At 73.3% G+C, this 14,156-nt stretch carries 8 protein-coding genes; 3 read left to right on the forward strand and 5 right to left on the reverse strand.

Features of this window, described 5'->3' with window-relative positions:
* Positions 1 to 72 precede the first annotated feature (72 nt).
* Both ACFWVV_RS14340 and ACFWVV_RS14345 read right to left on the reverse strand, forming a co-directional pair.
* Entirely contained in the window at positions 73 to 3,585 is a 3,513-nt protein-coding gene (locus ACFWVV_RS14340) for an ATP-dependent helicase (protein WP_384346462.1), read from the reverse strand.
* Positions 3,586 to 4,130: 545 nt separating this feature from the next.
* Positions 4,131 to 4,574 carry an MGMT family protein gene (locus tag ACFWVV_RS14345; RefSeq protein WP_384346150.1) on the reverse strand — a complete coding sequence of 148 codons (444 nt, stop codon included), beginning with the start codon at positions 4,572 to 4,574 and terminating at the stop codon, positions 4,131 to 4,133.
* A 173-nt stretch (positions 4,575 to 4,747) separates the two neighbouring features.
* On the opposite strand from ACFWVV_RS14345, the gene ACFWVV_RS14350 reads away from it, so the two are divergent.
* The 3 genes from ACFWVV_RS14350 to ACFWVV_RS14360 all read left to right on the forward strand — a co-directional run bounded on the left by ACFWVV_RS14350 (position 4,748) and on the right by ACFWVV_RS14360 (position 10,968).
* A complete protein-coding gene (locus ACFWVV_RS14350; RefSeq protein ID WP_384346153.1) occupies positions 4,748 to 7,558 on the forward strand; it encodes a flippase-like domain-containing protein in 2,811 nt (936 codons plus the stop codon).
* A 116-nt stretch (positions 7,559 to 7,674) separates the two neighbouring features.
* On the forward strand, positions 7,675 to 9,240 hold the full coding sequence (locus tag ACFWVV_RS14355; RefSeq protein ID WP_384346155.1) for an alpha/beta hydrolase: 1,566 nt from the start codon (positions 7,675 to 7,677) through the stop codon (positions 9,238 to 9,240).
* Positions 9,241 to 9,351: 111 nt separating this feature from the next.
* Positions 9,352 to 10,968 (forward strand): alpha/beta hydrolase, encoded by a 1,617-nt coding sequence (locus ACFWVV_RS14360; RefSeq protein ID WP_384346158.1) that lies wholly within the window; start codon positions 9,352 to 9,354, stop codon positions 10,966 to 10,968.
* 85 nt (positions 10,969 to 11,053) lie between these two features.
* On the opposite strand, the gene moeZ is transcribed toward ACFWVV_RS14360, so the two are convergent.
* The 3 genes from moeZ to ACFWVV_RS14375 form a co-directional block, all read right to left on the reverse strand.
* Positions 11,054 to 12,232 (reverse strand): adenylyltransferase/sulfurtransferase MoeZ, encoded by a 1,179-nt coding sequence (gene moeZ / locus ACFWVV_RS14365; protein ID WP_384346161.1) that lies wholly within the window; start codon positions 12,230 to 12,232, stop codon positions 11,054 to 11,056.
* Positions 12,233 to 12,310: 78 nt separating this feature from the next.
* Complete coding sequence (locus ACFWVV_RS14370; RefSeq protein ID WP_384346164.1) at positions 12,311 to 13,123, reverse strand: spherulation-specific family 4 protein; 813 nt, start codon at positions 13,121 to 13,123, stop codon at positions 12,311 to 12,313.
* Positions 13,111 to 14,118: an NAD-dependent epimerase/dehydratase family protein gene (locus tag ACFWVV_RS14375; RefSeq protein ID WP_384346167.1), complete on the reverse strand. Its 1,008-nt coding sequence runs from the start codon at positions 14,116 to 14,118 to the stop codon at positions 13,111 to 13,113. Before ACFWVV_RS14375 ends, ACFWVV_RS14370 begins: the two co-directional genes overlap by 13 nt.
* Positions 14,119 to 14,156: the final 38 nt, after the last annotated feature.

Here is a 14,156-nt window from a genome sequence, read left to right on the forward strand (position 1 = left end):
AGTCCGGCGGGGGCGGCCGTCAGCACACCGCCCGCACGGCGCCCCCTGCACCCCCGGCGCTCCGGCGCCCCGTCAGTCCACCACCTGCCGGCCCTCCGGCTGCGCACTGCACGAGGCGCGGAACGTGCAGTGCGTGCACTGCGTCCCCGTGCTCGGTGCGAACCGTTCGTCGAGCACCCGTCCGGCCGCCGTGGCCAGCAGGTCCCCGACCCATTCCCCGGCCAGCGGCTCCTGCGCCTGGATCTTGGGCAGGGTGTCCCCGCCGTCCTTCTTCGCCGCGCTCTGCCGCAGCTGGACGAGTTCGGCACCGCCGGGATCGGGGCGTCGGCCGAACACGTCGTCCACGGCCCCCTCCCGTACCGCCAGCTGGTAGACGGCCAGCTGCGGGTGCTGGGCCACCTCGTCCCTGGTCGGGGCCGACTTGCCGGTCTTGAAGTCGACGACGTACGCCCGCCCCTGCGCGTCCGTCTCGACCCGGTCCATCGATCCCCGGATGCGCACCTCGTACTCGCCGCCCGCCTCCAGCGTCACGTCGAAGTCGTGCTCGGTGGCGACGGCGGTCCGCCCGCCCCGGTCCGTCACGTGCCACTGCAGGAACCGCTCCAGCGCCACGCGCGCGTGCTCCTTCTCCTGCCGGGACTTCCAGGGCGCGTCGAAGGCCAGCGCGTCCCACACCGAGTCCAGCCGCTCCATGAGGACGGCCAGGTCGGCCGGGGTGCGCCCGGAGGCGACCTCGTCCGCCAGCACGTGCACCACGTTGCCGAAGCCCTGGGCCGCGGTGGCCGGGGCGTCCGCCTTGACCTCGCGGCCCAGGAACCACTGGAGCGAGCAGGTGTTCGCGAGCTGGGCGAGCGCGCTGCCGGAGAGGACGACGGGCTGGTCGCGGTCGCGCAGCGGCACCGCGCTGTGCGTCGGCTCGTTGAGGCCCCACCAGTGGTCGGGGTGGGCTGCCGGCACCATCGGCTGCCCGTTGTCGTCGCTGAGCGCCGCCAATCTGGCGAGACGGCGGGCCGCGGCGTCCCGCAGCGCCTCGGAGGCGTCCGGGTCGACGGTGGTGGCACGGAGTTCGGCGACCAGCGCGGAGACCGCGAGCGGGCGGCGGGGGCGCCCGGTCACGTCGCGCGGCTCGACACCGAGTTCGGTGAGGAAGCGGGACGGCTGGTCGCCGTCGTCGGCGGGGGCCCGCACGGCGGTGACGACGAGGCGCTCGCGCGCACGGGTGGCGGCCACGTAGAAGAGTCGGCGCTCCTCGGCGAGGAGGGCGCCGGGGGTGAGCGGTTCGGCGAGGCCGTCGCGGCCGATGCGGTCGGCCTCCAGGAGGGAGCCCCGGCGGCGCAGGTCGGGCCACAGGCCCTCCTGCACCCCGGTGACGACGACCAGCCGCCATTCCAGCCCCTTGGAGCGGTGCGCGGTCATCAGCCGTACCGCATCGGCGCGCACGGTGCGCCTGCTGAGGGTGTCGGCGGCGATGTCCTGGGCGTCCAGCTCCTCCAGGAAGTTGAGCGCGCCGCGCCCCCCGGAGCGCTCCTCCGCGCGCGCAGCGGTGTCGAACAGCGCGCACACCGCGTCCAGGTCGCGGTCGGCGTTGCGGCCGGCCGGGCCGCCTCGCAGCGCGGACCGCTCCAGCCGGTCCGGCCAGCCGGTGCCGTCCCACAGCGCCCACAGTGCGTCCTCGGCGGTACCGCCGCCGGCCAGGAGCTCGCGGGCCTTGCGCAGCAGGGTGCCCAGGATCTGCGCCCCGCGCGCGTACGCCGGGTCGTGCGCGGCGAGCCGCTCGGGTTCGGCGAGAGCCTGGGCGAGCAAAAGGTCGGAGGGCGGCGGCACCGGGTTGCCCGCGGCCCGCTCCTCGTCGCGCAGTGCCCGCCCGAGGCGGCGCAGGTCGGCGGCGTCCATGCCGCCGAGGGGCGAGGAGAGCAGCTCGACGGCCGTCTCGGTGCCGAGCCAGCCGGGCACCCGCACGGCGGACGCCGCCCCGGCCCCGGCCGCCTGCACGCGCGCGTGGGCGTGGTCGGCGTCTCCGTCCGCGCGCTCGGGGACGTGGTCGGCGTCTCCGTCCACACGCGCGTGGTCGGCGTCTCCGTCGCCCGCGCCCCGCGCGTGGCTCTCCTCCGCCGCGGCGCCCTCCGGCTCCGCCCGGAACGGCGTCCGCGGCGCCTGTTCCAGTGCCGCCGTGGCGACCGCCCGCAGCGCCGTCAGCAGTGGTGTCACCGCCGGCTCGTGGCGCAGCGGCAGGTCGTCGCCGTCGATCTCCAGCGGTACGCCGGCGGAGGTCAGCGCGCGGCGCACCGAGGGGATGGTGCGCCCGCCCGCCCTGACCAGGACCGCCATCTCGCTCCACGGGACGCCGTCCTCCAGGTGCGCCCTGCGCAGGATGTCCGCCACGTTGTCCAGTTCGGCGCCCGCCGTGGGGTAGGTGCAGACCTCGACCCGGCCGCCCTCGCGCACGGCGGACAGCTCCCGGTGGGCCCTTACGGCCGCGGCGGGCAGCCGGGTCAGCGGCATGCGGCGGGTGAGCAGGCGGGTGGCGGCGAGCAGGTCCGCGCCGGAGCGGCGGGAGGTGGTGAGGACTTCGACGCGGGCGGGTCCGCCGTCGGCGCGGCGGAAGGTCTGCGGGAAGTCGAGGATGCCGCCGACGTCGGCGCCCCGGAACGCGTAGATCGACTGGTCGGGGTCGCCGAAGGCCACCAGGGTGCGGCCCGCGCCGGCCAGCGCGTGCAGCAGCCGTACCTGGGCGGGGTCGGTGTCCTGGTACTCGTCGACGAACACCGCGTCGTAGGAGGCGGCGAGCCGCCCTGTCGCCGCCTCGCGCTCGGCGAGCAGCACCGCCCGGTGCACGAGTTCCGCGTAGTCGAGGACGCCCTGCATGTCGAGGACGTCGAGGTATTCGGCGAGGAAGGTCGCGGCGGCCTTCCAGTCGGGGCGCCCCAGCCGCTCGGCGAAGTCGCGCAGGGCGCCGGGGCCCAGGCCCAGCTCGCGGCTGCGGGCCAGCACCGCGCGCACCTCGTCGGCGAACCCGCGGGTGGTGAGGCAGGCACGCAGTTCGTCGGGCCAGCTGACGTGGGCGAGCCCGGCCTTCTCCAGGTCGATCTCACCGGCCAGCAGCTCCCGTACCGCCACGTCCTGTTCGGGGCCCGACAGCAGCCGCAGCGGTTCGCTGAACAGGTCGCTGTCCTGGTGGGCGCGGACCAGGGCGTAGCAGTACGAGTGGAAGGTGGTGGCCTGCGGGGCCTGCCGGGAGCCCAGGCGCAGGGCCATGCGGTCGCGGAGTTCGACGGCGGCCTTGCGGCTGAAGGTCAGGACGAGGAGCCGCTCGGGGCGGGCCCCGGCCGCGATCCTGGCGGCGACCGCCTCCACCAGGGTGGTCGTTTTCCCGGTGCCGGGTCCGGCGAGCACGAGCAGCGGTCCCCGGACGTGGTCAACCACCGCGCGCTGGTGTGCGTCCAGCAGAGGGGGGTCCGTCCTCCCCGGGGCCGTGCGGACCAGCCGGTACGCGCCCGGGGTCCCCTGCCGCTTCCGCCGGTGGGGCCGGGGGGAGACCCCCGGGGAACCCGTGGGGCCCGAGGAGATGGAGGTGCTCACGTGGATCGCCGGTCCTGGTGGGTGGTGTGCTGGTTGCCTTGCGGCCGTGGAGGATGACTGTGCTGTACGGGGTCCGGGGGGCCGCTGTGGGATGCGTGCCGGACGTACCGCGTGCGGTCGACGCTACGCCAGGAGACGTACTGGACGCAGCGGCTCCGCACGCGCGCCCGCCCCGCGGGTGCCCGCGGCAGTCTCTGCTCCCCCGGTGGCCGCGCCGCCGGACTCCGTCACGCCGGAGCAGGTCACGCACGTGCGTGGCCCCGCAGCCCTGCGACACCACGCCCTGTCCCCCGTACGGTCCTCGGACAGCCCCGGCAGGCCCGCGATGGCGGAAGCTGGACCGTGTGAGCCGTACCACTCGCCGTTTCCGCGCACACGCGCCCCGGGCACTGAGGACCGCACGCGTGCTTGGAGCGCGGAAAGCCGCAGGCGTGCTCGAGGCACGTAAAGCCGCAGGCGTGCTCGGGGCGCAGAAGGCCGCAGGTGTGCCCCCGGCGCGGAAAGCCGCACACGCGCCCCCGGCGCGTGGAGCCGCAGGCGCTCCCGGCGCCTCACGAGCCGCCCGTCCGGCCTCCGCCTCCGCCTCCGCCGGAGTCGGTGCCGCCGTCCCAACGTGCCCGCCGCATGTCCAGGCGCGGCAGATGCCCCTCGGTGCTGCGGCCCGCCGTGCGCAGCGGGGTGCCCTCGGCCCGGTACCGCTCCAGTGCGCGCAGCTCGTGGCCGGGCAGCAGATGGCCGTCCGAGCGGACCACCCGCCACCAGGGGACGGCGCCCCCGTACAGCGACATCGCCCGGCCGACCTGCCGGGGGCCGCCGCCCGCCGGGCGTTCACCGCTGCTCCCGTCGCCGGGGTCCGCCTCCTGGTTCAGCCACTCGGCCACGTCCCCGTACGTCATCACCCGGCCGGGCGGAATCAGTTCCGCGACGGCAAGGACCCGTTCCGCGTACTCCGGGAGCGTCTCGCTCACGGCAGGCGTCTCGCTCATCCGGCCCATCCTGCACCACCCCACCGACAGCGCGGCGACCGCTCTACGCGCGCGTGCGACGCGCGGGGCAATTGCGGGCACAGCACCCTGACAGCTCCCCCGGGCATCCGGTCATGCCACCATCATCCGGGCAATGACTGGTGAGACGAGACCCAGAAGAGACGACGACGAAGGAGCAGGACGTGCAGCCTCAACCGGCGGCAGGCGCTCCTGACGCCGTCCCACGCCCGGACCCGGACGCCCCGCGGGCGAACGAGACGCGGCAGGACCCGGACCCGGACGTCCCCCGCGAAGGGTCCTCCCCGGCGGGTTCCGCGCAGCCGGAAGCCCCTCGGACGGGCGCCACCCTGGTGGTCCCCGGAATGACGGCCGCCGATGCCGCCGAGCTGACCGGCGAGGGGCACGTGGAGCGCGTCTCGGGTGACGAGCCGCTGCTCGCCGCCCGGGTGCACCGCCCCGCCGACCTGGTGCGGCTGCTGTCCGGTGTACTCGGCATCATCTGTGTGATCGCGATGGCCGCGTTCGCCCACGGGACGGCGTCCGGCCTGGAGAAGGACATCCTGGAGGGCACGAAGCAGACTCCGGTCGTCATCGTCCGGCTGGCGGGGCTGATCTCCAGCATCGCCGTGCTGATCCTCCCCGTCGGTTTCGCGATCGAGCGGCTCATCAAGCGCGACGGGCTGCGGATCGCCGACGGCGTCCTGGCGGCCGTCCTCGCGCACGGGGTGGCCCTCGCCACCGACCTGTGGGTCTCCGGCCCCGCTCCGGAGAGCATCCGTGAGGCCCTCACCCGGATCTCCAGCGACGGCACCGGGCAGCTCACGGATCCGGTGCACGGCTACCTCGCCCCGGTCATCGCGTACATGACAGCCGTCGGGATGGCCCGGCGGCCGCGCTGGCGGGTGGCCCTGTGGGCGGTGCTGCTGCTGAACGCGTTCGCGGTGCTCGTCGGCGGCCAGACCACCCCGCTGTCGATCGTGGTGACGGTCCTGATCGGCTGGACGGTGGCGTACGCGACGCTCTACGCGGTGGGCTCCCCCAATGTGCGGCCCACCGGCCAGACCCTCCTCGCCGGACTGCGGCACGTGGGCTTCCGGCCGGTGACCGCGATGCGCGCCGAGGAGCCGATCGACCTGAGCGACCAGGGCGACCGGGGGCGGCGCTACATCGTCACCCTGGAGGACGGCCCACCGCTCGACATCACGGTCGTGGACCGGGAGCAGCAGGCACACGGCTTCTTCTACCGGGTGTGGCGCAGGCTGACCCTGCGTGGCATCACCCAGCGCCGCTCCATCCAGTCGCTGCGCCAGGCGCTGGAGCAGGAGGCGCTGCTGGCGTACGCGGCGATCGCGGCCGGTGCGAACGCCCCGAAGCTGATCGCCACCTCCGAGCTGGGCCCGGACGCGGTGATGCTCGTGTACGAGCACCTGGGCGGGCGCACCTTGGACTCGCTGCCGGACGAGGAGATCACCGACGAGTTGCTGCAGGACGCCTGGCGCCAGGTGAAGGCACTCCAGTCACGGCGCATCGCGCACCGCAGGCTGGCCGGTGACGCGATTCTGGTGGATCGTTCCGGCACGGTGATCCTGACCGACCTGCGCGGCGGTGAGATCGCCGCGGGCGATGTCGTCCTGCGGATGGACGTGGCTCAGCTGCTGACGACGCTGGGGCTGCGCACCGGGGCCGAACGGGCGGTGGCCGCCGCGCTGGAGGTACTGGGCCCGGACACGGTCGCCGACAGCCTTCCGCTGCTGCAGCCGATCGCGCTCTCCCGCTCCACGCGCGCGACGCTGCGCCGGCTGGGTCGCGAGCGCTCGCAGCGGGAGCGGGACGCCGTCATCGAGGCGTCGAAGGCATCGAAGGAGGCGCGGGCCCGCGAGAAGGGCGCGGAGGCCGCCGCTCCGGACGGACGCAAGGCCGTACGGGCGGAGAAGAAGGCCGAGAAGGAGGCCATCGACGAGGCGGTGGAGGGCGCCAGGGAGGAGGATCTGCTGACGCAGATCCGCCACCAGGTGCTGCTGATCCGCCCGCAGGCCCCGGTCGAGGCGGCCCGGCTGGAGCGCGTCAAGCCGCGCACTCTGATCAGCATGCTGGCGGGCGCCTTCGCCGCGTACATCCTGATCTCGTACCTGCTGAAGAACCCGATCACCGACGCGTTCGCCACGATGAAGTGGGGCTGGGTCGCCGTGGCGGCGCTGTTCTCCGCGCTCAGTTACGTGGCGGCGGCGATGAGCCTGCTGGGCTTCGTGCCCGAGAAGGTGTCGTTCTGGCAGACCGTCAAGGCGCAGGTCGCCGGGTCCTTCGTGAAACTGGTGGCGCCGGCCGCGATCGGCGGCGTGGCACTCAACACCCGCTTCCTGCAGAAGGCCGGCGTACGTCCGGGCCTGGCGGTGGCGAGCGTGGGCGCTTCACAGCTGTTCGGTCTGGCGAGCCACATCGGACTGCTGATGATCTTCGGTTATGTGACCGGAACCGAGCGGACCTCCTGGGAGAACCCGTCCCGGACGGTGATCGCCGGCCTGCTGACGGCGGCGGTGCTGGCGATGATCGTGACAGCCGTACCGTTCCTGCGGAAGTTCGTCGTCACACGCGTGCGTTCGCTGTTCGCCGGTGTGGTGCCGCGGCTGCTCGACGTGCTGCAGCGGCCGAAGAAGCTGGCGACCGGCATCGGCGGCATGGTGCTGCTGACGGTGGTGTTCGTGATGTGTCTGGACGCGTCGATCCGCGCGTTCGGACAGGGCGAAGGCGACCATCTCAGTTACGCCACCGTCGCCGTGGTGTTCCTGACGGCGAACGCGGTGGGCTCCGCGGTGCCGACGCCCGGTGGTGTCGGCGCGGTGGAGGGCGCGCTGATCGGCGCGCTGAGCGTCGCCGGGCTGCCGGCCTCCATCGCGACGCCCGCGGTGCTGCTGTACCGGCTGCTGACGTTCTGGCTGCCGGTGCTGCCGGGCTGGCTGTGCTTCAACCGGCTCACGCGCAAGGGGGCGCTGTAGGGCGCGGGTACCGGGCCACGAGCAGGGTGCGTCGCGCAGGGACGGGCCGCTGCCTGCGGCACCCGCTTGGCCCCCGGCGCGCGCGGCCCGGAGTGGTACCAAGCACGATGGGGGGCATGTCTACCCCTTCCGCACTGCGCGCCCCGGCACTGGCCGCCTCCGTCGCCGTACTGCTGTCCCTCGCCGGATGTTCCGACGGCGGCGGCAAGAACAGGAGCGACGGCGACAAGAAGCAGGACCTCGCCGCCCAGGAACTCGACTGGGCGGACTGTCCGGCGCCCAGCGCCGCGCAGGGGGAAGGTGCGAAGCCGTCACCGCTGCCCGGCGGCACGGCCTGGCAGTGCGCCACGATGAAGGTGCCGCGCGACTACGCCGAGCCGGACGGCGAGCGCATCGAACTGGCCCTGATCCGGGCCGAGGCCGCCGACCGGAAGAACCGCATCGGCTCGCTGATCTTCAACTTCGGCGGCCCCGGCGGCTCCGGGGTGACCGGTCTGCCGGGCTTCGGCAAGGACTACGAGAAGCTGCGCTCCCGGTACGACCTGGTGAGCTTCGACCCCCGGGGTGTGGGCGGCAGCGCGCCGGTGGAGTGCCAGGACGCCAAGGCCCTCGACGCGTACTACGCCGAGGACATGACGCCCGACGACGCGGCCGAGGAGCGGGCGTATGCCGAGGGCCTCAAGAGGTACTCCGACGCCTGCGAGAAGAACTCCGGGGCGGTGCTGCCGCACGTCGGCACCACCAACGCGGCCAAGGACCTCGACCTGATGCGCCAGGTGCTCGGCGACGACAAGCTGCACTACTTCGGCATCTCGTACGGCACCGAGCTGGGCGGTGTCTACGCCCATCTGTTCCCCAAGCGGGTCGGCCGGGCGGTCTTCGACGCGGTCGTGGACCCCACGCAGACCTCCGAACAGGGCTCGCTGGGCCAGGCCAAGGGCTTCCAGCTGGCCCTGACCAACTTCGCCAAGGACTGTGTGGCGCGCGGTGACGACTGCAAGCTGGAGGGCAGTTCGCCCGCCGAGATCGAGGCCGGCGTCGTCGCGCTCCTCCAGCGTCTCGACAAGAAGCCGGTCCCGGCCGGCGGCGGCCGGCAGCTGACTCAGAGCCAGGCCACCAACGGCATTGTCCAGACGCTCTACTCGAAGGACTTCTGGCCGTACCTGGAGCAGGGTCTCGACGAGGCGGACGGTGGCGACGGCTCCCTGCTGCTGGTCCTCGCCGACGCCATGAACGGCCGCAACCAGGACGGTACGTACAGCAACATCGGTGCCGCCAACGCCGCCATCAACTGCGTGGACTCCAAGGAGCGTTACGGCCTCGCCCACGCCAAGTCGAAGGTCACCGAGTTCCGCAGGGCGTCCCCCGTCTTCGGCGACTTCCTGGCCTGGGGCCTGTCCGGCTGCTCGTCGTGGCCGGTGCCCGGGCAGTGGGTGACGCCGGACGTGAGCGCCCCGGGCGCGGCGCCGATCGTGGTCATCGGCAACACCGGTGACCCCGCGACCCCTTACGAGGGGGCGCGGAAGATGGCGCAGAAGCTCGGCAAGGGCGTCGGCATCGAGCTGACGTACAAGGGCGAGGGTCACGGCGCGTACAACAGCGGAAGCGCGTGCGTGAAGACGGCCGTGGACGACTACCTGCTGGCCGGGAAGGTTCCGGCGGCGGGCCGGGTCTGCGAGTAGCGGCCGGGCCCCGCAAGGGATTTCGGTCACTGTCAGTGGTCGCCCCTAGGATATTGGTACTCGCTTTCGATCACGGGGCGGGTACGGGGAGCGGAGCGACGGGGGTCTGCCATGGCACGGCGCGGAAAACGGTACGTACGGGCGGGGTCGGTGCTGGCGGCGGTGGCGGCGACCGCGGTCGCCGCCGCGGCGTGCTCCCCGGGGCAGGGCGCCGCACCGGCCCCGACGCGCGAGGGCGGTCCGGCAGTTGGAGGGCGGGCGTCCTCCGAGCCGTCGGCCGCGCCGGACGCTGCGTCCGCCCTGCCGGCCTCGATCACCGGCCAGAAGCTGGCCTGGAAGGCCTGCGCGGCCCCGGTGAAGGCGAACGGCAGCGACGCGGTGGCGCCCGGCGCGGAGTGGCAGTGCGCCACCGCCAAGGTCCCCCTGGACTACGCGAAGCCGGCGGGCGAGACCCTGGGCATCGCCCTGATCCGCTCCCGCGCCAGGAACGGCGGCGACCGGATCGGTTCGCTCCTGTTCAACTTCGGTGGCCCCGGCGGCTCCGGAGTGGCCGCGCTCCCCGGCATGAGCGAGCTGTTCAGCACCCTGCACGGGCGGTACGACCTGGTCGGCTTTGACCCCCGGGGCGTGGCGGAGAGTTCCGAGGTGGTCTGCCGGGACGACCGGGCCACGGAGGCCTCCCTCGCCCTGGACTCCACCCCGGACACCCCCGCCGAGGAGAAGGCGTACTTCGCCGACGCCAAGGCCTTCGGAGCGGGCTGCGCACAGCGCTCCGGCAAGATCCTGCCGCACGTCGGCACCACCGGGGCGGCCCGCGACCTCGATGTGCTCCGCCAGGCGCTCGGCGACCCGAAGCTGCACTACTTCGGCTTCTCCTACGGCACCGAACTGGGCGGTGTCTACGCCCACTTGTTCCCCGGCAAAGTGGGGCGGCTCACCCTGGACGCGGTCGTGGACCCGGCCGCCGACGTCGTCGGCCACTCCCGCAACCAGGCCCTCGGCTTCCAGCGGGCCCTGGACAACTACTTCCGCGACGGGGGTACGCCGCCCAAGGACGGCACCGCGCGCGTGGTGCGGCTCCTCGACCGCCTGGACCGGGCGCCGCTGCCCACCGGTGCGGCGGGCGGCGGGCGCGAGCTCACCCAGAGCCTCGCGCTCACCGGCATCATCGCCCCGCTCTACAGCCGGCAGAGCTGGCCCACGCTCACCCGGGCGCTGTCGGCGGCGGAGCAGGGCGACGGAGCCCCCCTGCTGCGGCTCGCCGACTCGTACAACAACCGTGACGCACGCGGCCACTACAGCACCGCGAACCACTCGCAGCGTGCCATCTCCTGTGCCGACGCCAAGGGCCGGGTGACCGCCGACGAGGTCCGCGCGCGGCACCTGGCGGACTTCCGCAAGGTGTCCCCCGCCTTCGGCCCCTACCTGGCCTGGGACCTGGCGGGGTGGTGCGCCTCCTGGCCGGTGCCCGGCGCGCACGAGACGCCGGAGGTGTCGGCCCCCGGGGCCGCGCCGATCCTGGTCGTCGGCGGCACGGGGGACCCGGCGACACCGTTCGAGGGCTCGCTGAAGATGGCGCGGGAACTGGGCAAGGGGGTCGGTGTGCACCTGACGTTCAAGGGTGAGGGGCACGGCGCGTACCCGTCCGGCGACGCGTGCGTGGCGCGGGCGGTGAACGCGTACTTCCTGGACGGAAAAATACCGGCGTCGGGAACGGTCTGCGGATAGCCGGCCCGCGGCAGGAGGGGCGGAAAGCCGAAGGGGCCGGGCGGCCTCTTCGGCCGCCCGGCCCCCGGTCAGGAGCGCGTCGGGTCTAGTAGACCGGCTTCTCCGGCTCGATCTGGTGGACCCAGCCGATCACGCCGCCACCGACGTGCACCGCGTCGCTGAAGCCCGCGGACTTCAGGACCGCGAGGACTTCCGCACTGCGGACGCCCGTCTTGCAGTGCAGGACGATCTTCTTGTCCTGCGGCAGGCTCTCCAGAGCGGTGCCCATCAGGAACTCGTTCTTGGGGATCAGCTTGGCGCCCGGGATCGAGACGATCTCGTACTCGTTCGGCTCGCGGACGTCGATGATCTCGATCTTCTCGTCGGCGTCGATCCACTCCTTGAGCTGCTTGGGAGTGATCGTGGAACCGGCCGCCGCCTGCTGGGCCTCCTCGGAGACGACGCCGCAGAAGGCCTCGTAGTCGATGAGCTCGGTGACGGTCGGGTTCTCGCCGCAGACGGCGCAGTCGGGGTCCTTGCGGACCTTGACCTGGCGGTACTGCATCTCCAGGGCGTCGTAGATCATCAGGCGGCCGACCAGCGCGTCGCCCACACCGGTCAGGACCTTGATGGCCTCGGTGACCTGGATGGAGCCGATGGACGCGCAGAGCACACCGAGGACGCCGCCCTCGGCGCAGCTGGGAACCATGCCCGGCGGCGGGGGCTCCGGGTAGAGGCAGCGGTAGCAGGGGCCGTGCTCGGACCAGAAGACGGAGGCCTGGCCGTCGAAGCGGTAGATCGAGCCCCAGACGTACGGCTTGTTCAGCAGCACGCACGCGTCGTTCACCAGGTAGCGGGTGGCGAAGTTGTCGGTGCCGTCGACGATGAGGTCGTACTGGGAGAAGATCTCCATCACGTTCTCGGCTTCGAGCCGCTCTTCGTGCAGGACGACGTTCACATACGGGTTGATGCCGAGGACCGAGTCCTTGGCGGACTCGGCCTTGGAACGGCCGATGTCGGCCTGGCTGTGAATGATCTGGCGCTGCAGGTTCGATTCGTCGACCTCGTCGAACTCGACGATGCCGAGCGTGCCGACTCCGGCGGCGGCCAGGTACATCAGAGCGGGAGACCCGAGGCCGCCGGCGCCCACGGCGAGCACCTTGGCGTTCTTCAGGCGCTTCTGCCCGTCCATCCCGACGTCCGGGATGATCAGGTGGCGGGAGTACCGACGGACCTCGTCAACGGTGAGCTCGGCAGCCGGCTCGACCAGGGGTGGCAGCGACACGAAAACTCCAGGGTCATCCCCGCTCGTGCGGGGGCTTCAAGAGGCTGGTTATGTCTCGTAACACTGCCACGCCCCTTCTCATTCCGAGACACCAGGTCCGATCCGCGAGACGATTTCGTCCCAGTAGCCGGGCAGCCCCTCCCAGGGACTGCCTGCCTGGTCACCCGCCCTGTCCCGGTCCGTCCGGTCCGTGAACCAGATCGTCCCTGCGCCCTGCCAGCGGGCGGTCCGCAGCGCTTCCTCCAGGTGCGTGCGCGGCACCCCGTGCACCAGGTGGCAGAACCGCGAGGCCGGGTACGCGGCCGTCCACGGGGCCGCCTGGGACCAGCGGTAGTCCGTCCACGGTCCTGCGAAGGTCACCAGCTGGTCGGCGGTCTCCGCGTATCCGGCGTACGGATGGGTGCCGTGCCCCAGGACGAGCCGGCCGCCGTCGAGGGCGTCGGTGCCGTGGAGCATCGTCCGCAGGGTCTCGGTGAGCCGCCGGGTCTCCGGCAGCTCCGTCCGCTCGACGGGGCAGCGGTCCAGGTAGAAGCCGTCGACCCGGTACCAGTCCAGGAAGTGCCGGGCATCCGTGATCAGCTCGCCGAACTCCCGGAATCCGTAGGTGAGATCGAGATGCCCGAGCACCCTGAGTCCCGCGTTGCGCAGCCGTCCCACGGCTTCCAGGCAGTGCGGGTCGGGGCGCGCGCCGGGCCCGTCGGCGACGTTGAGCACGGTCCAGTGCAGCGGGGCGGCATGCCCCGGGCCCGTCGCGTACAGCCGGGAGAAGCGCAGCAGTTCGGCCCATTCCGCCGGTGCGAGCAGCGGGTGCGCGTAGCCGGGGGCACCGAGCCCGAGCCGGTCCGCCCCCAGGGCGGGGCGGACGGCGCCGGAGGTGGTCAGATGCGGCACGCCGCCTCCATCCAGATGTCGGCGAGGGATTCCTCCAGGTTGATCCGGGGCCGCCAGCCGAGCCGGTCGCGGGCGGTGCGCACATCGGCCTGCTGCCAGCTGCCGCACCCGTCCGGGTACGGGTAGGGGGTCGCCCCGAGGTGTTCGGTCAGGGAGTCCGGGGAGCGGGGGGCACCGATGGTCGGCACTCCGCCGTTGCGCATCGCCGCGCTGGCGGCGGCGGAGCCGGCGTAGCCGCTGGGGGCGTCCAGCTCGTGCAGTGCGCCGCCGTATCCGGCGACCCGGGCGAGGACGGCGGCCGCGTCGCGCAGCCGCACCGCGCGTCCGGTGCCGATGTTGACGACGCCCTGCGCGGCCGACAGCGAGGCGGCGTGCACGGCGCGGGCCACGTCCCGTACGTCCACGAAGTCGCGCTGCACTCCCAGACCGCTGAGCTTGAGCTCCCCGTCGCCGGACTGCATGGCGCGGCGCATCGCCTCGGCGAGCCGGCCGAGCGGGGAACCGGCGGGAGTGCCGGGCCCGACCGGTGAGAACACCCGCAGGACGACCGCGTCCAGGCCCGAGCCGAGGACGAGTTCGGTGGCCGCCAGCTTGCTGACGCCGTACGGGCCGCCGGGGCGCGGCACCGCGTCCTCGGCGGTCGAGGAGCCCGGCTGCGAGGGGCCGTACTCGGCGGCGCAGCCGAGCTGGACGAGCCTGGCTCCGCAGCCGCTGCGCCGGAGCGCCTCGCAGACGGTGGCGACGGCGACGGTGTTGTGCCGGGTGAGGTCGCGGGCGCCGCCCCGGGTGGCCCCGGCGCAGTTGACGACGACTCCGGGGTGCACGGCGTCCAGGAAGCGGGTCAGCGCTCCCGGGCTGCCGGTGGCCAGGTCGAACCGTACGTCCGCGTCGTCGCCCCTTCCGAGGGCGGTGAGCTGGACGGCGGGGTCGGCGAGGAGGCGGTCCGCGACGAAGCGGCCGAGGTATCCGTTGGCGCCGAGCAGCAGAACCCTCATCGTGCGTCCCCCCGGTACCGGCGGACGCGCGCGGACTG

The sequence above is a fragment of the Streptomyces sp. NPDC058663 genome (assembly GCF_042716745.1).
Taxonomy (GTDB): Bacteria; Actinomycetota; Actinomycetes; order Streptomycetales; family Streptomycetaceae; genus Streptomyces.

Excerpts from the sequence above, each read along its gene's own strand:
- ACFWVV_RS14355 (WP_384346155.1), top strand. The coding sequence starts at position 7,675 with ATGTCTACCCCTTCCGCACTGCGCGCCCCGGCACTGGCCGCCTCCGTC.
- ACFWVV_RS14360 (WP_384346158.1), top strand. The coding sequence starts at position 9,352 with ATGGCACGGCGCGGAAAACGGTACGTACGGGCGGGGTCGGTGCTGGCG.
- ACFWVV_RS14375 (WP_384346167.1), bottom strand. The coding sequence starts at position 14,118 with ATGAGGGTTCTGCTGCTCGGCGCCAACGGATACCTCGGCCGCTTCGTC.
- ACFWVV_RS14345 (WP_384346150.1), bottom strand. The coding sequence starts at position 4,574 with ATGGGCCGGATGAGCGAGACGCCTGCCGTGAGCGAGACGCTCCCGGAG.